Below are 23,397 nucleotides of genomic sequence, written 5' to 3' on the forward strand. Positions count from 1 at the left end.
TCAGTGTCAGATGGAGTTGCGTGCTATTGAAGGGATTTATATTTCGGAAGGCATCAAGTACCTGAACGTGTCTGAAATGTCGATTGAAGAAATCTCAACGCGTGTGTTGCAAATGACCGGTTTAAAACGTCGAATCGGTTAAGAAACCAACCAGAGCCAAACTTCGGTTTGGCTTTGATTTATAGCTAAAAATTACTAGTAAGCATTGATTAATCGAAATAATGTATGAGTTTTATAATTTAAATAAAATATCAGGTATCATTTTTAAAAATACCTTAGAGCATTCTGTTGAATAAATCATCATGTTGATTCTTGGTACGTAAATCAGAATCTCATTATCAGCTCATTAATTTCTTATCTTTACTCGTTAGTACGAGTTATTTTTCTGCTGAATAAGTATGAATAATGATATCGACCGGATGCTGCTCACCATTGATACAATAAATCGTATTTTTCGAAATTTTTAGAATCGGCCAAGTAATCAGCTGGCAATTTTCACGCTGTAAGGCAGCATAATAATGATCTGATTTCAGATAAATTTTACGGGAAGATGCAAGATTTGGCATTAACTGGCGTCTTAGCCACAAATTCTGCACCTGATTTTCTAAAAACCGCAGAGAAAGCAAGCTTTTAATCCGGTTGTTAAATAAGCGACGATTTTTGCCAATCAATGGATGATTAATAATTCGTTGCAGAATTCGGTCGGAACCGGGCAGTACAAAAGCAGGATTAATCTGGAAAACTTTCACCGAACGGGCATGTTGACTGATTTTATCTAGCTGGCTCACGGTAAACTGGTCCGTGCCAATAATCGCAATATCTTTATCTGCATAATCCAATTCTAACAGCTCGGAAGAGGGCACTTTAATTCCAGTAAACTGCTGAAAATGTTCGGGGCGATTTTCAAAAATACCAGCGTGTGGATCCTGCTTGGTAGACATTAGAATTCCTTGAATTTATTTAATAATTAATTTTCTTTGTATGAGATATAAACAAAAACTCAAGCCAGGGTAAAGTGAAAAATTTAACTTAGGCAGTCATCTATTTGACCAAAATATAAAATCTGATTTTATTGAAGACTGAATGGATTTACATGCGATCCAAAAGGAATGAATTTTAACTTGCTGAGATGGATGAAGGGAATGAAGTGAAGTGTTTGTTCAGGGAAGAAGCTGCTTAATGGTGTAATCGATAGAAATATTTTTAAATTGAAGTATCTCTTTTAATTATTCATCTTTAAAGATGAAAAACATCTACCCATTGCTGAGAATGGATAGATGCAGCTTTCATTTACTGACTGTTTTTAATTTGCATCAACAGCTCAAAGTTGTGCAGACGTTTGTCAGTGTCATAGATGTCACAAGTAAAGATAAACTCATCCACATCATATTTGGCTAAAAGCGATTCTAGCCCAGCTTTAACGGTTTCTTTGGAACCGACCTGAGCCATGGCAAAGAAATTATCGACTGACATTTTTTCCGGCGGCGACCACAGACCTTCCATCGAGTCAATTGGTGCTTTAAGTTTCAGGCTTTGCCCACGAATCAGTGATAAAACCCGCTGATAGGCACTGGTTGCCAGATATTCTGCTTCTTCATCGCTATCTGCAACACAGGTCGGTACGCCCATGGAAACATAGGGACGATCGAGATATTCAGACGGTTCGAAATTGTCACGATACAGCTGAATGGCCTGACCCAGCATACGCGGGGCAAAATGCGAAGCGAAGGAATAAGGCAGACCAAGTTTCGCAGCCAGCTGTGCACTAAACAGGCTGGAACCTAAAAGCCATACGGGTACATGCGTGCTTTGACCCGGCGTTGCCACAATACGTTGTCCTAGAATTGGATCTTTAAAATATTGCAGAATTTCCAGAACATCCTGCGGAAACTGGTCTTCGGTTTCCTGACGACCACGGCGTAGGGCACGCATGGTCATTTGGTCGGTACCGGGAGCACGGCCCAGACCCAGTTCAATCCGGTCCGGATAGAGCGTCGCCAATGTGCCGAACTGTTCAGCCACGACCAGCGGGGCATGGTTGGGCAGCATAATTCCGCCAGAGCCTAAAGTTAAAGTTTTGGTATTCGCCAGTAAATAGCCTAAGAGAACTGCGGTTGCTGAACTGGCAATGCCATCCATATTGTGATGTTCTGCCAGCCACATCCGGCGATAACCCAATTTTTCTGCTGCTTGGGCAAGTTCCAGGGCATGGTTTAGCGCGAATTGAATGCTCTTGTCGTCACGAACAGGAACCAGTTCGAGTATAGAGAACTGGGTATCGTTAAGCGTACGCATAGTATTACTCTTAAATAGACATCTCTAAAAGCATACGACTTTCGAAAGTATTTGTATATCGAAAAAAATCGATATAAGTGTAAACCAACAGATAAAGATAAAAAATAAAGACAAAAAAATAAGCATCCGAAGATGCTTATAAAGGAGGAAAGAATAAGGGGAGAGAATCTTAACGACGACGGTTGTTATAGCGATAATCGTTATAACGGTAGTTACGAGAAGAGTTATAGCGACGTTCGCTGCGGTCATCATAACGACGGTCTTCGCTGACTTTTTTACCTAAAGCTGAACCACCTGCTGAACCCAGTGCTGCACCAATATAACCACCGTTGGTGCCTGCCATGTTTCGGCCAACTGCATAACCTGCACCGCCACCTAGGGCACCACCGATAATCGCACCATTACGGTCACGTTTATTTGCTGCTACAGCGGCACCCGCACCACCACCAATCGCTGAACCGATTGTTGCACCAGTAGTACCGCCCATTTTATTACCTACTGCGGCACCAACGACACCACCCAAAGCAGAAGCTAAAGCTGTATTGGTTGTATTGCCAGCATTGGCAGCTGTCATACCCATGGCTGAGGTTGCTACGACAGCGATCATTAGAGATTTATAGTTCATGAGGACACCTTTTATATATCTAGCTATATTTTGTTGATGAGATCAATTTAATCTAGCAAGCGCCAAACAGCATGGAGGCAATGTTGGCGAATTGTGATTTTTATCTCCTTAATTTATTCATGATGTTAATTTGATAATTCCATGTATTAATTGAAAATTCACATAGTAAAGCAGTAATAAAAAAAGCACTCAAATGGTGCTTTTCATGTTAAATGTAGCGTCTGGTCTAAACTGCCTGAGCGCGAATTAACGGTAACGTTTTTTCCAGTGTTTAGAGCGTTTTTCAGCTGCTTTATCTTTGGCAATCTTGTTACCTAGTGCAGCACCACCGGCAGCACCCAATGCTGAACCGATATAACCGCCGTTAGTACCGCCCATATTTTTACCTACGGTATAACCTGCACCGCCACCTAGGGCACCACCAATGGCAGATTCAGTACGGTTTTTCTTGCTGCTTGCAACTGCTGCGCCGCCAGCACCACCTAAAGCAGCACCAATGGTTGCGCCGGTGTTACCGCCCATGTTTTTACCTAATGCTGTACCTGCAACACTACCTAGAGCACTTGCTGCTGCAACACGCGCTGTACTGTCGGCATGTGCGTTTACGGTCATCATTGAACCAGCAGCTAAAACTGTACTCATTAAAAGTGCGTTGAGTTTCATGTCATCACTCCGTGTCCATCAACAGGACTGTAGTTATTTCGATGCGGAAAATGTAACAAATCATGCCCAAAACAATATGAAGATGTTTCTTCATAATTCCCTGCTTTATTTGGCGAATTGTAAAATCGGCAAGAAATAAGAATAAGATTGACTATAAAAAAGTCAATTCCACTGTTTTTAATCATATTTGTTAACAAATACTGTAGAGCGCGAATGATAGCAACGCGGACTTACTCAATAATGATGTTCATTAGAAGCCAGAGTCGTTAAACTAGGCGCAATTTTTTGATTTCGCTGTGCTAAATCGGTTTTTAGTCACAGCCTATGTTTGAGATTTTTTAGAAAATGAAAGAATCGTTACGTTTACGATTAGACCAACTCTCTGACCGCCATGAAGAACTGACCGCATTACTGGCTGATGTAGAAGTCATTTCTGATAATAAGCGCTTCCGTCAATTGTCACGTGAGCATAATGACTTAACAGAAATTACCAATGTCTGGACCAAGTACAGACAGGCTGAAGAAGACATTGAAACGGCTCAGGCCATGCTGTCAGATCCAGACTTTAAGGAAATGGCGCAGGAAGAAATTAAAGAGAATAAAGCTTTAATTGAATCGCTTGAAGCTCACCTGAATATCTTAATGATTCCGAAAGATCCGAATGATGCCAACTCGGCTTATCTCGAGATTCGTGCCGGAACCGGTGGCGATGAAGCTGCGATTTTCTCGGGCGATTTATTCCGTATGTATAGTAAATATGCGGAAAACCAAGGCTGGCGTATTGAAATCCTCTCTGAAAATGAAGGCGAACATGGTGGCTATAAAGAAGTCATCTGCCTGATTAATGGTGACGGTGTTTACGGTCGTTTAAAATTCGAAAGTGGTGCGCATCGTGTACAGCGTGTACCTGCAACGGAATCACAAGGCCGTGTGCATACTTCAGCATGTACCGTTGCGATTCTTCCAGAAATTGATGTCGATACCTCTGTCGAAATCAACTCATCTGATTTGCGTATTGATACGTATCGTGCTTCGGGTGCAGGTGGTCAGCACGTCAACAAAACCGATTCTGCGGTACGTATTACTCACATTCCAACCGGCACTGTAGTGGAATGTCAGGAAGAGCGTTCACAGCATAAGAACAAGGCCAAAGCGATGGCTCTGCTTGTATCACGTTTAGAAAATGCCAAACGTGCAGCAGCAGATGCAGCAACATCGGAAATGCGTCGTGACTTGGTGGGTTCGGGTGATCGTTCAGAACGTATCCGTACCTATAACTATCCGCAAGGTCGTATGACAGATCACCGCATTAACCTGACTTTATATAAGCTGGATGCCGTGATGGAAGGTGATTTGACCGAATTGCTGGACAGTCTGCACCGTGAATATCAGGCAGATCAATTGGCCATGCTTGCACAGCAGAATGGTGGATAATGAATATTTTACAAGCCTTGGCTTTACGCGGCGAAGCTGAAAGTTACGAACGTCAGGAAAATGCCTGGTTACTGGAACACATCGCCAAGATTGATTCATTTGATCTGCTGTTGAAAAAGGATCAGGAACTAACGCCGGAACAGGAACAAGCGTATAAAGACGGGTTGGCGCGTATTGCTGCTGGCGAGCCTTTAGCATATGTCACTGGTTCACAGCCATTCTGGACTTTGGACCTCAAAGTGACCAAAGATACCTTGGTGCCACGTCCAGATACTGAAGTACTGGTTGAGACCGTGTTGAAGTTAGATCTGCCTGATGATGCCCGTGTGGTGGATTTGGGTACAGGTACTGGCGCAATTGCCTTATCGCTGGCATCTGAGCGTTCCAACTGGACAGTAACGGCTTCCGATATCTACGAGCCTACGCTTGAGGTGGCGAAGTATAATGCGGAACAACATGATATTGAGAATGTAGAATTCGTTCTGGGCTCATGGTTGAAACCATTTGGCCGTCAATTCTTTGACGCCATTGTATCGAATCCACCTTATATCGACGCTGATGATGCGCATATGCAGAATTTGGCGACTGAGCCGGAACGTGCGCTGGTGGCTGACAAAAAGGGTCTGGCCGATATTGAAATGATTATTCTGCAAGCCAAGAAGCATTTAACTGTGAATGGTTGGGTGGTGCTTGAGCATGGTTATGATCAGGCAGATGCCGTACAACATCTATTTAAACAGGCGGGTTATAAGCAAGTCCGCACGGTTAAAGATTATGGCGGGAATGATCGCGTAACTTTGGCGCAATGGCCGCATTAATCTGTAAGCTATCTTTATAAAAAAGCGACCGATGTGGTCGCTTTTTTATTGGATTTTTTCTTTATAAATACTTAGCTGCATTTGAAACATTAAGTATTTTGAATGACATCGCGCCAACTCAGTATAACTAAAAACAAAAAAGCGATGCCAGAGCACCGCTTTCGAGGAATACTTAAAAAGAATTACATCGGATAATCCTGTAGACAGTCGTAGACTTCTACCTGATCCAGACTACCAGTTTCCATTGCCAGACAAAGTGCCACAACTTTCAAAGTGTCTGCCATAGATTTTTCATCTTTCAAGGCAAGACCTTGTTGTAATTCATTGATACGTTCTGCCGGAATTTCAAGGGCCTGAGCCGCTTCCACTGCGTCTACCTGGTTAAAGAAGTGCAGAATTGCACTTTTCAGTTCTGCATCCGATGCATTTAAAATCCCTTGATTCAACTGTTCTGTGATCAGATCAGTCGAAGACAATAAAGCTTTAGAGAAGTTTTGGACAAGACTTTGTCCAAGCACATCAGTCATCTTTAACATGGAGATACCTTCAACTAGAAAGGAAAATGGAGAGTACAGCCAATAGCAAATTGCTATAAATTGAGTGAAAAATAATCTATTCTCAGGTAAATTGCAAAGCTTTCCGGGTGACTGTGTAGTCCTGCTAATATATGTTTTGGGGCTTGAAATATATAATCATAATAAAAATAAATGCTTAGAATAAAAGTATTTTTCATTGATATTTTTAAAGTCTAATTTTATATAAATTATCTAATATTATTTTGCCGATACGCGCCTGGACTGACGCCAGTCCACTTTTTGAATGCACGATGAAATGCACTGGATTCCTGAAAGTTAAGCTGGTCACTAATCTCTTGCAAACTTTGTTCAGTACGGGTCAGTAATTCAATGGCGGTATCCCGGCGTATCTCATTTTTTAACTGTTGATAGCTAACCCCCTCGCTTTTTAAACGCCGTTGCATGGTCGCTTCAGACATATTCATTTTTAAGGCCAGTTCATTCAGCTCTAGCCATTCTGCCGGTGAAACCTGCAGCAGTTGCCTGCGAATCTGGGTGCTCAAGGCATAGGGGTTTTTAAAACGAACCAATAAATTTTGTGGGGTTTGCTGAATAAACTGATACCAGGACTGAGCATCCTGTTTAATTGGCAATTGCAGATAGCTTGCATCGAATTGCACATAGTTTTCGCTGGCCTGATATTCAATCTGTTCACAAAAACGGACTTTGTAATCAAAATCATCTAGTGGTGCTGCGCATTTGAGTTGAATCTGATTGAGTAAAATCCGTTGTCCACTTAACCAGCAGATCAGGGTATGAATCAGCATCAAATAGGTCGCATAACTAAACATGCGTTTGGTTGCTTTTAAATCATAAATCACGATATAGGCATAGTGTTCCTCAACCATGAGCGTACTTTGCAGGTCGTCCAAAATCAGGTTGAAAAATTGCAAAATATGTTGCAGCGCTTTTTCCAGTGTGTCTGCCTGCATGACCATTTTCGAAAGCAATTTAAAACTGCCACGACGCATAGCATGGCTGTCCATGCCAAAAAATTCGTCATTCATGCTGTCTGCAAGTACAGTCCATAACTGGGCAAATTGGCTGACCGACACACGTGCCTTGGGAGCATTCAGGACTTCTGCTGGAATATTGGCTTTTTTCAGAATGGCAGGGATATCAAATTGCAGCCGTTTGGCATCCAGCAATGCTTCATTCACCAGATCAATCGAGATGGTGCCTTTGCTATATTCCAGTGCAGGCTTATGCATATTCAGTCTGACATCCTTGTTTTCGTTGTCCAAATACATCATGCAAGATGCAATATTTGGAAATTGTACAGAATAAAAACTCTGTTTACTCTGCATATTAAGTCGTATCTGAAATAGAAAAATCGCTAGGAAATAAACATGAACATTCAGGGAAAAGTTATTGTGATCACCGGTGGTGCCTCAGGTTTGGGTGCTGCTACAGCGACTCATCTGGTTGCACAAGGTGCCAAAGTGATTCTGGTTGATATGAATCAGGAGCAGGGTCAGGCATTACAGCAGCAACTGGGTTCACAGTCTGAGTTTGTACAGCTCGATGTTACCGATGAGCAGGCCGTTGAAAGTTTCTTCGCTCATGTTGAAAGCACGTATGGTCAACTGAATGGCTTGATCAACTGTGCCGGGATTGCCCCATCTGCCAAAGTATTGGGTCGTAACGGCATCCATGAATTGGCAATGTTTCAAAAAGTGCTCAATATTAATGTAAACGGTACTTTTAATATGTTGCGTCATGCGGCGGCTTTAATCGCAAAATATGAGCTGCAATCAGGTGAAGAAGAACGTGGCGTGATTGTGAATACTGCTTCGGTTGCTGCTTATGACGGTCAAATTGGTCAGACTGCCTATGCTGCTTCAAAAGGTGCAGTAGTCGCAATGACTTTACCTTTGGCTCGTGAACTGGCTCGTGAAGCGATCCGTGTCATGACCATCGCGCCGGGCATTATGGAAACTCCGATGCTGAAAGGCATGCCACAAAATGTCCAGGATGCTTTGGGGCAAATGGTGCCATTTCCACCACGTCTGGCAAAACCACAGGAATTCGCCCAGCTGGTGGGACATATTTTTGAAAATAGTTATCTAAATGGTGAAGTCATTCGTCTGGATGGCGCAATCCGTATGGCACCAAAATAATTCATTAAATAAACATACTTTCTCTGATTTATCAAAATGGCAATGACGTGTCAGAGAGAGTTGCAGGCTGAATTTGCCGAATATATCTAAAAAAACATCCCGTTTCTGGCAGTTAAAAAGTTTTTTGCTAGATGTTGGATAGAAAAAATAAAGAAGGGAAATACCCGTGATTTTAAATGATGAACAAAAAATGATTCAGGACATGATGCGCAATTATTCGCAGCAGAAACTGAAACCGACAGCGGCCTTACGCGACAAAACTGCACAATTCCCAGCACAAGAACTTAAAGAACTTGGTGAGCTTGGCGCACTTGGTATGACAGTGGCTGAAGAATGGGGCGGCGCAGGTCTGGATTATGTATCACTGGTCTTGGCGCTAGAAGAGATCGCCGCAGGTGATGGTGCAATCTCAACTATTATCAGTGTGCAGAATTCTTTGCCTTGCGGCATTACCCAACGTTATGGCACTGAAGCACAAAAACAGCAGTATTTAAGCAAGCTGGCGACAGGTGAATGGCTCGGCTGTTTCTGCTTGACGGAACCTCAGGCCGGTTCGGATGCCAGTTCGTTGGAGTGTAAAGCCGAACGTGATGGTGATCAATGGGTGTTAAATGGCACCAAGCAGTTTATCACGACAGGTAAACACGCACAGATTGCACTAGTCTTTGCTGTGACCGATAAATCGGCAGGGAAAAAAGGTATTTCATGTTTTCTGGTGCCGACCGATACACCGGGTTATATCGTGTCACGTTTAGAAGAGAAAATGGGTCAGCATTGTTCCGATACCGCGACCATCGTTCTGGATAATTGCCGGATTCCTGCTGCCAACCTGCTGGGTCAGGAAGGTGAAGGCTACAAAATTGCCTTATCAAATCTTGAATCTGGTCGGATCGGCATTGCAGCACAATCAGTCGGTATGGCGCGGGCTGCACTGGATGCTGCAGTGGAATATGCCAATGAGCGAAAAGCCTTTGGTGTGGAAATTGTACAGCATCAGGCCGTGGCATTCAGGCTGGCAGATATGGCGACACAAATTGAAGCCGCACGTCAGCTCGTCTTGCATGCTGCAACGTTAAAAGATGCAGGCTTAGCGTGTTTAAAAGAAGCATCGATGGCAAAACTGTTTGCATCGACCATTGCAGAGCGAGTCTGTTCAGATGCGATTCAGATTCATGGTGGCTACGGTTATGTCTCTGATTTTCCGGTCGAGCGAATTTATCGTGATGTGCGAGTGAGCCAGATTTATGAAGGTGCATCAGATATTCAACGACTGGTGATTGCGCGTGAAGTGTGTCAACGCTGATTTTTAATTTAAAAAACAGACTTTGATTGATGTTCAAATCCTGCACTTACATTGATGGATATGGAAATTGCAGGATTCAACTGAACATGATGATCTAAAGACATACAGTACGAATAATCGAAAAATAAGCCTTATTCATGTTCTAGTCCTAGGGCATGAATGCAGATTTGAGAAAGTATGCTGATGGAATCAGCAGGAACAACAAATACAAATGGACAAACTCAGGCAAGGTCGCCTGAAAACTACAATAGGAAAGAGGTTGTCGTCATGAAGACACTAGAACAGGCATATGCTGATTTTAATTTTGAAAATATGGTTCAGGAACATCTGGTTGGAAGCGCAGAGAACATTAATGCTTATACTGAATGCTGTGGGCGCTACCTGGGTCAAAACCGAACTGCACTGATCTGGGAAGGCAAAAACGGTGAAGCAGAGCAGTGGACCTTTGAACAGCTGGCAGCAGCTTCAGGACAGCTGGCCAATTATATGCATTCTCTGGGTTTAAAGGCCGGCGACTGTATTGCAGGGTTGCTGCCAAGAACGCCAGCACTCTTAATTACCATATTGGCCACCTGGCGTATCGGTGCTATTTATCAACCTTTATTTACTGCTTTTGAGAGTAAAGCCATTGAACATCGTATCAGTACCGCCGATACCCAGCTGATCGTCACTGATGAAGAGCAGCGATTAAAACTTCATGATCTCAATGCTCCGAATATTCTGACTGTGCATCAGGCAGCAGCAGATAATTATCAAAATGCTGATTTCTGGACAGCCTTACAGCAACAACCAGAGGAGTTTGAACCGGTAAATTGCCAGTTTAATGATGTCTTTCTGATGATGTTTACTTCAGGCACGACAGGCTTGGCAAAATCAGTTCCTGTACCTTTAAAGGCATTGTTGGCCTTTAAAGGTTATATGCTGCACGCCGTAGATCTGCGAAATGAGGATTCATTCTGGAATCTGGCAGACCCAGGCTGGGCGTATGGGCTGTATTATGGCATTGCAGGGCCGCTGAGTTTAGGACACAGCATCATCATGGATGAGCGTGGCTTTAGTGTCGATAACGCCGTACAAATCATTCAAAGATATCAGGTCAGTAACTTGACCGGTTCGCCAACTGCATTTCGCATGTTCTTTGGCTTTAAAGAAAAATTTAATGCAGGCATCAGTTCGCATTTACGCGTGGTAAGCAGTGCTGGTGAGCCGCTCACGCCTGAAGTGATTCAATGGTTTAATCATGATTTAAATGTAAATATTTACGATCAATATGGACAGACTGAACTGGGTATGGTGATCGCCAATCATCATGGCTTGGAGCATTATAAAAAAGTTGGTTCAGCTGGTTTTGCCATTCCTGGGCATCGTTTTGCTGTATTGAACAAAGAACATCAGGAAGAAGTAGAAAAAGGCGGTATTGGAACCTTGGCAATTGACTGTGCAGCTTCACCTTTGATGTGGTTTGAAGGCTATGCAGGCCACAACCGCAAGTCATTTGTCGGGCAGTATTATCTCACTGGTGATACAGTGAAACTGAATGAGTATGGTGGTATTGATTTTATTGGACGTGCGGACGATGTCATTACAACCTCGGGCTATAGGGTTGGGCCTTTTGATGTAGAAAGTACCTTGCTTGAATGTGAAGAAGTGCTGGAATCCGCAGTCATTGGTAAGCCAGATCCAGAACGAACAGAAATTGTGAAAGCCTTTGTGGTGCTTAAATCGGTTTATCCTGCTACTGAGGATTTGATGTTGAAACTGCAAAGCTATGTACGTTCACGCTTATCCAAACATGCCTATCCGAAAGAGATTGAGTTTGTAGCATCTTTGCCTAAAACATCGAGCGGCAAGATTCAGCGCAATTTACTCAAACAGCAGGAAGTTGCCAAACTTCAAGAGATAAAGCGAGTCAGTTAATTTTTCAAATTAATTTTTTGATTGAATTCTAAAAGGCTGCCATGACAGCCTTTTGGTTTTTTAGGAAATAAATCTTCTACTTAAATTTTAGTCAGATATTGAGCTGATTTTCCCAAGCTTATATTTTTAAGAGAGCAGATTGAGGCAAGCAAAAATTATAAATTTTTATGTCATTACAGTAAAATTACATTAATATTTAAAATGAAATATATCAAAAATTTAGCCTCTTTATCTTAAGAGGCTAAATTCGTTAATTACCAGATATTGCCTTGTAAATTCACTTTTTGATGCTCTGCATGAGGCTCGCCCGCTTCACCGGTAACGCCACCTTTTAAGGCTTTAAAAAGCTGGGTGACTTTGTTGTCTGTCACATTCCAATATTCTGCGCTGACTGCTTCAGCAATCAATACCCGTACGGTCGGATCATCCTTACCTTCAAACCAGTTTTCAGCCCACGGATTCCACAACTGTTCAATCAGAATACGGTCAGTACTGATCTGGGCATGTGCACTAATCGACACATAAATACCATCCGATGGTTTTGCAAAAGACAGGCCAATTTGACCACGACCTGTTTCTGCTGCTTTGACCAGATCATTGGTATTACGCAGGATGAAATATAAGTTTTGACGTTCATTCATCTGCTCGGAGTTCAGCATGGTCATCGGCTGGGAGTGTATTTCATGTGTTTCGGTTAAATGGCTGATCATGGTGTAACGGACATCCTTGATCAATTCCCATAATTTTTCACGATTATCATGTTGAGTATTGTTATGCTCGGTCATGTATGTTCTCCATACGATTTTATGAAAGCTGAAAAGATTGCTTGGTATTTTCAGATTAATCACATTTAGAGATAGATGCCTTAGGTCTCACTGAACTCATACATTTTCATACTCAAATACAGGCAGAGACTACAGAATTGCTAAACTAAAGCTGCTCTATTTACAGGGTAATTCAATAGCAAAGATTTTAAAAACTTCAGGTCTGACACCTTTTATAAATTAGAAAGAGCTGTTTGCCGGAATCGTTTAATTGAGGTGAACCAAAAAAAATTGCCAAGCCATAGCGGCTGCAGCTTGATACCGAGCGTTTAGCTGATATGCTATTTGGCTCAACGATTGCCGAACTATTTATTGATGTGCTGTGAATTGACTGTGAGATTGATCTTCTAAAGATTTATCAGCCTTTAGAAACTTCAGTAAAGCTAATTTTTGCGATCATTGTTAAAAATTTCGAAACAAGGAAAGACGTTGTCTACATTTAACATGGATGCCATATCCCCAGAATTCGAACTCACCGATGCTGAATTGCATCTATATAGCCGTCAGATTCTCCTGGATGGCTGGGATATTGATGCTCAAGAACGGTTAAAATTTTCTAATGTTTGCATTATTGGTTGTGGCGGGATTGGCTGTGCACTGGCAGAACTTCTGGCACGCGCAGGTGTGGGGAAAATTACCCTGATCGATCCGGATACCATCGAGATGAGTAATTTACAGCGACAACTAGCATTTATGCCGCAGGATATTGGATTTTATAAGGCAGAAACTCTCGCCAAAAGGCTGGGCCAGATTAACCCGAACGTACAGGTTGAATATGTGAATCAGGCTTTAACGGCTGAGAATGCAGCACACCTGATTGAACATCAGGATCTGGTGCTGGATGGCTGTGATCAGTTTGCCACACGTTATCTGGTCAATCAGATTTGTGTTGAGCTGAATGTGCCATTATTGAGTGCTTCTGCGATTGGCTTGCAAGGGCAGCTGTTTATGGTTGAAGGGGATTCCGCCTGTTATGCCTGCCTGTTCCCACCAGAGAATCAAGCAGATGAAAGTCTGCGTTGTGCAGATTCCGGTGTACTGGCGACCACACCTAACGTGATGGCCAGCTTGCAGGCACATCATGCCTTGTTATATCTGGGATTGGGCCAGATGCCACTTAGACAAAAGCTGTTGTTGTGGGATGGTATGAGCTTTAAGCAGCGGATTCTCACTTTCGAAAAAGATACAGATTGCCCAATCTGTCAGGCAAGATAAGCCTGCAAAGTGATTTTTTTTGCTACACTGCGTTTAATTAATTTTTCCTAAGACATTATGAAAAACAATATCTGGTTAGATGGAATACGTTCAGTTGCCCGTATGGGGGAGACAGCAGTCGTTGCGGCAAAGGCGGGCTTTAAATATGCCACTGAAAAGCCGAGCAATGCCAAACTCATGCGTGAAACTTTTGAATCATTAGGTTCAACTTATATCAAGCTGGGTCAGTTTATTGCCAGCACGCCGTCTCTATTTCCACGTGAATATGTTGAAGAATTTCAGGGCTGCCTGGATCAGACCCCACGCTTGCCGTTTAGCTATATCCAGCAGGTTTTAGCCTCTGAATTTGCAGGTCGTAATCTGGACGAAATCTTTGCATCGATTGATGAAACGCCACTCGCATCTGCATCCATTGCACAGGTGCATGCAGCCAAGCTGGTATCTGGTGAAGATGTCGTGATTAAGGTACAAAAACCCGGTGTAGAAACGATTTTATATACCGACCTAAATGTACTGCATTGGGCAACCAAATTGCTGGAAAAAGCAGTCCCGAAAGTCAAGTTTGCTTCACTGGCTGACATTGTCGAAGAAATCAAAACCCGTATGGTGCGTGAAGTCGATTTTATCGAAGAAGCCCAGAATCTGGATGATTTCGTCAATTACCTGAATATCACCAACAATCAGGCAGCCACTGCACCTAAGGTTTATCATCAATATTCGACCCGTCGTGTGCTTACCATGCAGCGTTTATATGGTGTACCTTTGACAGATTTTGAAGTCGTCAAAAAAGTATCCAAAGATCCATCTCAAGTACTCATCACTGCGATGAATACCTGGTTTGGCAGCTTGATGATGTGTAACAGTTTCCATGCCGATCTGCATGCAGGCAATCTGATGTTACTCGAAGATGGCCGTGTCGGTTTTATTGATTTCGGTATAGTCGGTCAGCTCAAGCCTGAGGTATGGACGGCATGTATGGCATTCATGGATTCATTGCAACATACTAATTATGAGCTGATGGCGCAAAACATGCTGAAAATGGGCATGACCGCTGTGCAGATTGACACCAAAGTCTTGGCTGCTGATCTGGAACGTTTATTTAGCGGTGTATTGATGGCAGATCCACAGGAATTGTTAACGTCTAATCCTGCTGACCTGAACGATATCATGATGGATATGGTGGCTGTGGGTGAACGTCACGGGATCCGGTTCCCGCGCGACTTTGCCTTGCTGTTCAAGCAAATGCTGTATTTCGACCGTTTCATGCGAATTCTGGCGCCGTATACCGACATCTATGCCGATCAGCGTTTGCAAATGGTGCAGAGCATGGATCCGAATCTGTTGTTAAAGCATTAATTTAATCCCTCCCGACCTCCCTTTCTAAAGGGAGGAGCGTCTCATTGCTTGATAAAATATAAGCGATAAAAGTCCCTCTTTATAAAAGAGGGATTTAGGGAGATTAGTTGTAAATATCATATTCTCGAGCAATCCAATGGACGCCATTATTATTGAAGGTTTAAAGGTTGAGACAGTCGTGGGCTGTTTTAACTGGGAGCGTCAAATTATTCAGCCTCTAATGCTGGATTTGACCATTCAAACCGATTTAGAACAGGCATCAAACTCAGATGCACTTGCAGATACGCTGAATTATGCAGAAATTTGTGAGATTTCCAGCAAAGTCATTCAAGACGCCAAGCCGGAATTGATTGAACATGCAGCAAAGTTAGTGCTGAATGCACTTTTTACTACCTTTACAGCAATTGAATCGATTAATATTACGATCCGTAAGCCTGCCATTATCGCGCAAGCCAATTCTGTAGGGATACGTCTTGAACGCCACCGAAACGATTTTCGCCCTAGCATTAGCGAGTAATTGTCATCCTCAGCAACATTTTCAAGCTGCACAGCAACGTATTTCTGAATGGGGAGAAGTTCAGTTTTCTCCCATTTATATGATTCCTTGCCGCGATAGCATAGGCGCCGATTACTGGAATGCAGCGTGTTTATTGCGAAGTTCGGTGTCCAGTGAAGACATCATTGAGCTGCTCAAACAGCTGGAACAGGCATCAGGGCGAGTACGTCCATCACATCAGATTACTTTGGATGTTGATTTGATTGCCTGGGGGTCAGATCTTAAACATATGCAGTTTAATGAAAAAAAATTGCCCTTGGCTTTGGATGTGAAAGTGCCCATGTTTGATATCTGGCATGATGCCATGTTCGAGCATGGATCACATAGCTTCCCAACAGTTGAACAGCTGATTTAAATCAAATCACATAATTTTTTGCTAATACATTTTATCCAGTAAGAATAGTTAACCGGCCTGATCAAACAAGATCAGGCTTTTTTATGATGCAGTTTTTTGTTTTTAGATCAAAAGAAAAATTCAGATAAGATGAGATGCTTAAGTTTAGAACTCATTTAAAAATGAAAATATTAGAAATCTTGGTTTCGGTGATTTTAATTCTTGGGATTCTTTATGTGATCCAATGGGGGATTTCATGGTTTTCCGACAGGAAATTAATATTTGATTGATTTAAAGCTCTGGAATTTATTCTAAGATCAGTAAAAACTCTCAAAGCAGTAAAAATGCATCATCGCTCTTTCACTTTTTCTTGTTATAAAAAATGATCAGCAATACGATAATGATCGCCAAGATGGCAAGAATGATTGTAGTTTCCATAACAATACCTCTCAGGCATAGATCTTAGGTTTTAAGCATCTAAATTAAAACCGAATATATATTAATTAAACTCAAGTTTTGTTAGAGCCGCTAGTTCTTTGAAAAAACATTTTTCAGTGATGTTAATAGAAGAACCCCTCAATCATATTCTGTGTCTAACTAAAAAATAAACACATATTTAGGCAACAGACACATTAAATAATGATCCGATCCACGCACTGAATAACATGGCGATAATTCCCCAGAGCATCACCCGAACTGCACCTCTCCAGACACTTACTCCACCGGCATAGCTTGCCAGTGCACCCATCATCCCCAGACTTAAAACGCCAATCAGCATGACACCTTTATCCAGATAGTGTTCCGGTAAAATCATGATTGAAATTAAAGGAAATAATGAACCTACCGTAAATGCCATAGCCGAAGAAAATGCAGCGAGAAAGGGCTGGGCAGAGGTATGTGCTGAAATACCAATTTCATCCCGGGCATGGGCATCCAAGGCATTATGGTCGGTCAGCTGTTCAGCGACCTGTTGTGCCAAAGCAGGTTCCAGACCTCGTTGTATATAAATCGTTTTGAGCTCATTTAACTCATGCGTGGGATGGCGTTGCAGTTCGCGCTCTTCCATGAGTAGATCATTGGTTTCAATATCTTGCTGGGATTTAACCGAAATATATTCACCAGCTGCCATCGATGCAGCACCAGAGATTAAGCCGGCAACACAGGTTACCAATAAAATTTCCGTGGATGCTCCACTGGCTGCGATACCCACCACCAGACTGGTGACCGAAATAATTCCGTCATTTGCCCCCAGCACAGCTGCACGAAGCCAACCCGCACGTTCGATATAATGTTTTTCAAGATGGTATGAATGGCGCACAATGAAGCCCCTTTTTTTATTATCATCATGATTATAGTAAATTTAAGTCATGTATAGATAGTAGGATTGCATCGATCTGAAAATTACCTTGAATGATCAGCTCATCGTGCGCTTGGCTGAGCATTTTATCAATCTAAGATAAAATCGAAGTGAGATTCATAAGTTCAAGAAATCAGACGCACTTGATACATAATTGATTTACGAATGGTAAAAATGACTAAAGCAAATCAAACATATCGAACAAAATAATAGCTGAGTGAGCCGGTTTAAAAAGAGAATTATCATGAAAGAAAAACATGAAAGCCATAAATGCTTGGTATGCGGCAAGCACTTTCTTCTGAAAAATCTCACTCCGATGGGAACGGTCAGAAAAGTCATTACCGAAGAGATTGCCAGGGATATTCCAGGCTGGACACCGCAAGATTATATTTGCCAGGCAGATTTAACCCAGTACCGCATACAGTATGTACATTCATTATTAAGTTCGGAAAAGGGTGAAGTGACTGATCTTGAGTTTGAAGTGATTCATAGCATGCATCAGCATGAACTGATCACCAAAAATGTGGAAACGACCTTAGAGCAAAAGTGGACCTTGGGAGAAAGGCTTGCCGATAAAATTGCAACTTTTGGTGGAAGCTGGACCTTTTTGATTTGTTTTGCAATCTTCTTGGGTCTGTGGATTACGATAAATACTGTGGTGATGGTGACACGACCTGCTGATCCTTATCCATTTATTCTGTTGAATCTAATTCTGTCCTGTCTCGCGGCGATTCAGGCACCTATTATTATGATGAGCCAGAACAGACAGGAAGCAAAAGACCGCTTACGTTCACAAAATGATTATCAGATTAATTTAAAAGCCGAGCTGGAAATTCAGCATTTGCATGAAAAATTAGATCATCTGCTGCTGCATCAATGGGAACGGTTGGCGCAAATTCAGGAAATTCAGCTAGACCTACTTTCTGAAATGAGTAAAAAAAATTAAAGGATGCTGTGGGGAATCTCTATTATTTTATAGAGCTTATAAGTAATAAGATCGCCAGATGCCTTGAGTTACTATTATCTCGCTCAAGATTTGACACATATTAAAAAGCCCACAAATGAGTGGGCTCAAACTAAAACCGTCTTATTTAAATAAAATAGCTGGTTTTAGTCATCAATTTGGAAATGCCGGTCATGGCGATCTTGACGGGAACGGGCAAGTCTACGCCACCCGCATTTAACGCTGTATCTCGATGATGCAGTTCATCTTCGTTCATCTGTTCCAGAATACGACGAGAACGTTCATCCTGCGGTGGCAACTGGCTAATATGATGCTGTAAATGCATGCTGACCTGACGTTCTGTTTCAGCCACAAAACCCAAGCTGTATTTGTCGCCTGCGATCCCGGCAATCGCACCCATACCAAAGGAAAGACCGTACCAGACCGGATTGAGCAGACTGGTATGGCTATCTAGTTCTTTTAGTCGGTCTTCACACCAGGCCAGATGATCTTGTTCTTCAATCGCAGCCTGTTCCATTTCGCGACGCACATTTGGGAGTTTCGCCGTCATGGCCTGACCATGATACAGCGCCTGTGCACAAACCTCACCACTATGATTGACCCGCATTAAACCTGCCACATGACGTGCATCACTGACCGTTAATTGTGTTTCTACCGGTTGGGCTGGATTTTCACGTTGGGCCGAAGTCGTGCCCGGGACTAGACTGCGTAATGCCTGGTCAAAAGAATGAATCAGCTTATCGAGACCTGTATATTGACGCATGAATTAATCCTCCAAGGGCGCTTTTGCAGTTTTGATCATTGGTTTCAGCCGGAAAAGTAGCCATAAGGTAAACAGGCCACTCAATACTGCAGTAATACAAAAAAGTATTTTAAGATCAAGCTCTAAAACACTTAAAATAATAATCGAGAATATAGCAGAAGATACCATGAAAACGGCATTCAGAATGTTATTTGCTGCAACCACACGTGCACGATGTGAGCGGGGAGAATGTGCCTGCATCATGGCATACAGGGGTACGATATAAAAACCGCCGCTAATTCCGAGTAAGGTGACGGCCAGCATCACATGGTAATAGCTCCAGCCTTGCTGAAAGACATCTGCCAGACCGATTAATGCGCCTGTACGTTCCGGAACAAAGGCTAGACTTGCGGCCAGATATAGGGCAAAGATCACCAGACCGATCGCGCCAAAAGGCACCATCTTAATGTTGACCTGGCTGCCACCAATTTTACGGCATAAGTATGAGCCTAACCCAATCCCGACAGAGAAAAAGGTTAAGAGTAGACTGGCGACATTTTCAGATGCATGCAGATTTTGTAAAGTCAGCTGAGGAATCTGGGTCAGATAGGTTGCACCATAAAACCAGTACCATGAATTGCCCAGTAAAATGGTAAAAATCAAAGGTAAGCCTTTGGCATATTTCAAGGTCTGCAAGCTGGTGCGAAAAAAATTCCAGTCAACTTGCAGCTCAGGCGCGGGAATACTTTGTTTCAGGATATAGCGACTGGATATATAACCAATCAAGGCGATGCTGATTACGGTTAAACTGATCCAGATTAGGTTGCCGGCCGAAGCTGCAATGACTGCACCGCCCAGAATCATACCGAATAGGATTGCCAGAGAAGTTCCGGACTGAAACAGGGCATTGCCGGACATCAATTCATTTGGTTTCAGCACTTCTGGTAAAATGGCATATTTGATCGGACCAAAGAAAGTGGAATGAGTTCCCATCAGGAATAGGGCAAATAACAGAATCCATAAATTGCCCATGAGGAAACCGACAGTTCCCAGCAACATAATGGCAATTTCCAGAAGCTTGAGATAGCGAATCAGCTGTGAACGTTCGTATTTGTCGGCAATCTGACCGGCAGTGGCTGAAAAAATAAAATAGGGCAAGATAAACAATAAAGCCGCCAGATTATTTAAAGTGCTGATGCTGGCCGATTGCTGTTGAATCCAGCCATAAGTGATGACCAGCAGTAACGCCTGTTTAAATACATTATCGTTTAATGCACTAAAAAACTGCGTCAGAAACATCGGTAAAAAGCGCCGAGAAGCTAACAAATGTTCATTTTTGTTCATATAGGCCGTGCTACATTAAGTTTTATTAAGAAATGTCAGTTATGCGTAAACATTGAGAAAAATCATGTAAGATACTTTCAGCCATGTAAAGGTAAAAACCAATTAATTAAGCTCCTTAGCTTATATTTTTCGGTCAAATAATCAATTAAAGAATGTATTCGTTTAGAGTTTGCTATGCCTGCAAAGAAAAATTTTAAAAAAACGATGCTAAATCGCAGTATGGGGCCTCTCATACCACAGCATAGTGGTATGCAGCTGTGTATGAGCATCTTTTTTATGATGTTATCCCATCAGAGCATGGCACAAACCGAACAGCCCGAAACACCCGTGGCCATTTCTCAGGCAGAAATGGTGGACGAGTTATCTAAAGAAGCGATTCGTCAGGGTGCGGCCACGTCCGAAACGGAAGCGGAAGAAAAAATTGAAGAAGCCTTGGAGCCTGAAGTTCCAGTTGACAGCATGTTGATGCTGGAACAACAGCAAAATGCAGGATCTGGTCTGGGTGAATTTACGCCGATCGAGTTTGATGATCTGGAAGATCTGCCTATGCAGACCATTGATCAGAACATGGCCAATGAAATTTATCAGGTAGCCGAGCAAGCCAAACAGGAAGCACAAAACTATCGCAATACTCAGACCAGCGAAACGGTGGTGGCCGATATCAGCCAGCAAGAACTGCTGGAAATTAATCAGGCGCCGGTTAATGTCGATCAGTTGATGCAATTGATTCAGGCAGACAGCCAGATTATTGTAAAAAATAATGAAGCCGGATTGACCTTGCCAGAAATGCCGGGTCAGTTGGTTGCTGAGGATGATAAACGTCCGAATCTGTTCAAACGACTATTTTATAAAATCCGTCCTCCACGTCAGATCATGACCGCAAGAGTTCCTCGAATTAGTGCAGATGTGGTGATCATGAATGGGCAAGGTGTGGCGCAAAGCAACGGTATGCTGAATCGTAAAGATGTGCCTGAAGGCCATTTGAACTTAAGAAATAATGTCAAAGCCAAGTTGTCCAGTTTTACCCAGGAGTCTTTTGGCGACTTTAATTCAGCTTTGCCGCAATTACGCACCTTGTCCAGACAGGCAGCGCGGGCGGTGGGTTATTATAATGCCCAGTTCAGGCTTGAAAAAATCTCTGACAGTCGGGTTCGGGTTTTTGTGACCCCGAATGAACCTGTCCTGATTAGTACTCAAAATATTGAATTTACTGGAGAGGGTGCGGAACAGCCACAATTCCAGGTCATCAGTCTTTTGCCTGAACAGGAAGAAGGCGATATTTTCAACCATGGCAATTATGAAAAAACCAAGACACGCATTACCACTGCAGCCAATAACAACGGTTATTTTGATTCATTCTGGCGTCTGCATGATGTAAAGATTGCCCAGCCACAAAACACCGCCGATGTGAACCTGCGTTTTGAAACGGGTGAACGTTATAAATTAGGCAATGTCGAGTTCAGAATGAGTGATCCTGAAAAGGAATTCCCGCTGGACCGAGACGTACTGGAAAGTCTGGTCACCTGGACAGATGGTGCTGATTATACCTTCTGGCGGGTTAATAGCCTGGCCAATAATCTGACCAACTCACGCTATTTCAACTATACCCTGGTGGATGCGATTCGCCCTGATCCGCTTGATAAAGAGCTGGAACTGGCACCCGATATTCAAAGCCTGATTGAAGAACAGAAACGGAGTGAAGATCAGGCTGCTACGATGCAACCAGCTCGCTCGGTATCCTCTTCTCAGGAAGTGACCCAGAATGTCGTGGATGAAGACCAGTTTGCCGGTAGCCGCGATCAGGAAAGTGCAAATTTAAGAACTTTGCGGGTTGAGCAGCAAACCAAAGAGAATGAACAGGACCGTTTAAAAGTACAGGCACGAGAAGAGAAAAAGATTCCAGTGATTGTGACTTTAAATGCAGACCGTTTAAATAGTGCTGAAGTGGGTCTGGGTTATGGCACAGATACCGATATCCGTTTACGTGGTCAATATCGCCGTGCCATTGTGAACAAGCGCGGACATTCGTTTGATGCCAACATGGAGTTATCTGGCATCCGTCAGTCGATTGATGGACGTTATAATATTCCCTATCACCATCCGCTGAATGACTATGTCAGTATTGTGGGTGGTTATGAGCGTGAAGAGCGTGAAGGTGTTGCACAGGGTGAAGGCCTGTTGATTGAATCGGCAGTCTTAGGTGCAGACCGGATTATCAAGAATCCACGTGGTAGCTGGCAGCGGACTTTTGGCGCACGTTACCGTCTGGATCGCTTGAAGCAGGATGGTTCTGTTGATTTTAACCAGATTCCAGAAGCTTTTCGCTTTAATACCGAAGATGAACAGCAATCGCTATTAGTCGGTTATGAAGTTTCACGTACCGAGAGTGATCGTCGGGTCAACCCAACCAAAGGCTTCAAACAGACTTATAAGATTGAACTGGGCAGCGAGGCTTTACTCTCTGATGCGGATATGGCCATTGTGAATGCAGGCTGGCGTTTTATCTATTCATTGGGTGAAAATGCAGACCATCAGTTTGTTGGTCGTGCCGATGCAGGCTATATTTTTACTCAAGATTTTGCCAAAGTACCGTATAACCTGAGATATTTTACTGGCGGTGACCAGAGTATCCGCGGTTTTGACTACAAGAGCCTTTCTCCGGAAATTGACGGCTTTAAAGTGGGCGGGCAGGCCTTGGGTGTGGCTTCATTAGAATATAATTATCAGTTTAAGGAAGGTTGGCGTGCTGCGGTCTTTGCAGATGCCGGAAATGCCTATAATAAAGAATTCAATAATCCGACCGAATATGGCGCGGGTGTGGGTGTACGTTGGGCTTCACCGATTGGGCCAATACGTATAGATGTTGCGACTGGACTGTCTGATGACAATTATCCGATTCGTTTACATTTCTTTATTGGATCGCAGTTATAAAACATCATTTTAAAAAATAGTTAT

The 23,397-nt window shown here is 42.9% G+C and carries 21 protein-coding genes and 1 pseudogene; 12 read left to right on the forward strand and 10 right to left on the reverse strand.

Going from position 1 to position 23,397, the window contains the following annotated elements:
* Positions 1-142 (forward strand): annotated as a pseudogene (locus WAK81_RS07720) (phosphoenolpyruvate synthase regulatory protein); the annotation flags it as partial.
* 235 nt (positions 143-377) lie between these two features.
* Here the strand turns inward: WAK81_RS07720 and WAK81_RS07725 are convergent.
* The 4 genes from WAK81_RS07725 to WAK81_RS07740 form a co-directional block, all read right to left on the reverse strand.
* Positions 378-941, reverse strand: a complete 564-nt coding sequence (locus WAK81_RS07725; RefSeq protein WP_422196353.1) for a flavoprotein — start codon at positions 939-941, stop codon at positions 378-380.
* Between the two features lie 349 nt (positions 942-1,290).
* Entirely contained in the window at positions 1,291-2,295 is a 1,005-nt protein-coding gene (locus WAK81_RS07730) for an LLM class flavin-dependent oxidoreductase (RefSeq protein WP_422196354.1), read from the reverse strand.
* Between the two features lie 169 nt (positions 2,296-2,464).
* The gene (locus WAK81_RS07735) at positions 2,465-2,920 is read right to left on the reverse strand and encodes a hypothetical protein (RefSeq protein WP_004278778.1); all 456 of its coding nucleotides are present in this window, start codon (positions 2,918-2,920) and stop codon (positions 2,465-2,467) included.
* A 246-nt stretch (positions 2,921-3,166) separates the two neighbouring features.
* The gene (locus WAK81_RS07740) at positions 3,167-3,583 is read right to left on the reverse strand and encodes a glycine zipper domain-containing protein (protein WP_004645401.1); all 417 of its coding nucleotides are present in this window, start codon (positions 3,581-3,583) and stop codon (positions 3,167-3,169) included.
* A gap of 345 nt (positions 3,584-3,928) precedes the next feature.
* Between WAK81_RS07740 and prfA the strand changes: the two genes are divergently transcribed.
* A complete protein-coding gene (prfA, locus tag WAK81_RS07745; protein WP_422196355.1) occupies positions 3,929-5,017 on the forward strand; it encodes a peptide chain release factor 1 in 1,089 nt (362 codons plus the stop codon).
* Positions 5,017-5,835 carry a peptide chain release factor N(5)-glutamine methyltransferase gene (prmC, locus tag WAK81_RS07750; protein ID WP_422196356.1) on the forward strand — a complete coding sequence of 273 codons (819 nt, stop codon included), beginning with the start codon at positions 5,017-5,019 and terminating at the stop codon, positions 5,833-5,835. Before prfA ends, prmC begins: the two co-directional genes overlap by 1 nt.
* A 182-nt stretch (positions 5,836-6,017) precedes the next feature.
* Here the strand turns inward: prmC and WAK81_RS07755 are convergent, their stop codons facing one another.
* Both WAK81_RS07755 and WAK81_RS07760 read right to left on the reverse strand, forming a co-directional pair.
* A complete protein-coding gene (locus tag WAK81_RS07755; protein WP_422196357.1) occupies positions 6,018-6,371 on the reverse strand; it encodes a hypothetical protein in 354 nt (117 codons plus the stop codon).
* Between the two features lie 227 nt (positions 6,372-6,598).
* A complete protein-coding gene (locus WAK81_RS07760) occupies positions 6,599-7,621 on the reverse strand; it encodes an AraC family transcriptional regulator (protein ID WP_422196358.1) in 1,023 nt (340 codons plus the stop codon).
* Between the two features lie 138 nt (positions 7,622-7,759).
* Between WAK81_RS07760 and WAK81_RS07765 the strand changes: the two genes are divergently transcribed.
* From WAK81_RS07765 to WAK81_RS07775, 3 genes are all read left to right on the forward strand, one after another.
* Complete coding sequence (locus tag WAK81_RS07765) at positions 7,760-8,530, forward strand: SDR family NAD(P)-dependent oxidoreductase (protein WP_422196359.1); 771 nt, start codon at positions 7,760-7,762, stop codon at positions 8,528-8,530.
* Between the two features lie 166 nt (positions 8,531-8,696).
* Complete coding sequence (locus WAK81_RS07770; protein ID WP_422196360.1) at positions 8,697-9,833, forward strand: acyl-CoA dehydrogenase family protein; 1,137 nt, start codon at positions 8,697-8,699, stop codon at positions 9,831-9,833.
* Between the two features lie 267 nt (positions 9,834-10,100).
* Complete coding sequence (locus tag WAK81_RS07775) at positions 10,101-11,750, forward strand: AMP-binding protein (protein ID WP_422196361.1); 1,650 nt, start codon at positions 10,101-10,103, stop codon at positions 11,748-11,750.
* 254 nt (positions 11,751-12,004) lie between these two features.
* Here the strand turns inward: WAK81_RS07775 and WAK81_RS07780 are convergent, their stop codons facing one another.
* Positions 12,005-12,535, reverse strand: coding sequence for a pyridoxamine 5'-phosphate oxidase family protein (locus WAK81_RS07780; RefSeq protein WP_422196362.1), 531 nt, complete (start codon positions 12,533-12,535; stop codon positions 12,005-12,007).
* A gap of 483 nt (positions 12,536-13,018) precedes the next feature.
* Here WAK81_RS07780 and WAK81_RS07785 point away from each other — a divergent pair, with 483 nt between their 5' ends.
* From WAK81_RS07785 to WAK81_RS07800, 4 genes are all read left to right on the forward strand, one after another.
* On the forward strand, positions 13,019-13,789 hold the full coding sequence (locus WAK81_RS07785) for a HesA/MoeB/ThiF family protein (RefSeq protein ID WP_422196371.1): 771 nt from the start codon (positions 13,019-13,021) through the stop codon (positions 13,787-13,789).
* A gap of 57 nt (positions 13,790-13,846) precedes the next feature.
* A complete protein-coding gene (locus tag WAK81_RS07790; RefSeq protein ID WP_004278767.1) occupies positions 13,847-15,145 on the forward strand; it encodes an ABC1 kinase family protein in 1,299 nt (432 codons plus the stop codon).
* Positions 15,146-15,281: 136 nt separating this feature from the next.
* Complete coding sequence (folB, locus tag WAK81_RS07795) at positions 15,282-15,662, forward strand: dihydroneopterin aldolase (RefSeq protein ID WP_004645388.1); 381 nt, start codon at positions 15,282-15,284, stop codon at positions 15,660-15,662.
* The gene (locus WAK81_RS07800) at positions 15,619-16,056 is read left to right on the forward strand and encodes a 2-amino-4-hydroxy-6-hydroxymethyldihydropteridine diphosphokinase (protein WP_422196363.1); all 438 of its coding nucleotides are present in this window, start codon (positions 15,619-15,621) and stop codon (positions 16,054-16,056) included. Before folB ends, WAK81_RS07800 begins: the two co-directional genes overlap by 44 nt.
* A 595-nt stretch (positions 16,057-16,651) precedes the next feature.
* On the opposite strand, the gene WAK81_RS07805 is transcribed toward WAK81_RS07800, so the two are convergent.
* Positions 16,652-17,353, reverse strand: coding sequence for a VIT1/CCC1 transporter family protein (locus WAK81_RS07805; RefSeq protein ID WP_005097209.1), 702 nt, complete (start codon positions 17,351-17,353; stop codon positions 16,652-16,654).
* Positions 17,354-17,636: 283 nt separating this feature from the next.
* Between WAK81_RS07805 and WAK81_RS07810 the strand changes: the two genes are divergently transcribed.
* A complete protein-coding gene (locus WAK81_RS07810) occupies positions 17,637-18,338 on the forward strand; it encodes a DUF1003 domain-containing protein (RefSeq protein WP_422196364.1) in 702 nt (233 codons plus the stop codon).
* 145 nt (positions 18,339-18,483) lie between these two features.
* Here WAK81_RS07810 and coq7 read toward each other — a convergent pair whose 3' ends face one another.
* Positions 18,484-19,119, reverse strand: a complete 636-nt coding sequence (coq7, locus tag WAK81_RS07815) for a 2-polyprenyl-3-methyl-6-methoxy-1,4-benzoquinone monooxygenase (RefSeq protein ID WP_005247248.1) — start codon at positions 19,117-19,119, stop codon at positions 18,484-18,486.
* A gap of 3 nt (positions 19,120-19,122) precedes the next feature.
* Positions 19,123-20,442: an MFS transporter gene (locus WAK81_RS07820; RefSeq protein ID WP_422196365.1), complete on the reverse strand. Its 1,320-nt coding sequence runs from the start codon at positions 20,440-20,442 to the stop codon at positions 19,123-19,125.
* Between the two features lie 174 nt (positions 20,443-20,616).
* On the opposite strand from WAK81_RS07820, the gene WAK81_RS07825 reads away from it, so the two are divergent.
* Positions 20,617-23,373, forward strand: coding sequence for an autotransporter assembly complex protein TamA (locus WAK81_RS07825; RefSeq protein WP_422196366.1), 2,757 nt, complete (start codon positions 20,617-20,619; stop codon positions 23,371-23,373).
* Positions 23,374-23,397 lie beyond the last annotated feature (24 nt).

The organism is Acinetobacter sp. (assembly GCF_049284435.1).
GTDB lineage: Bacteria > Pseudomonadota > Gammaproteobacteria > Pseudomonadales > Moraxellaceae > Acinetobacter.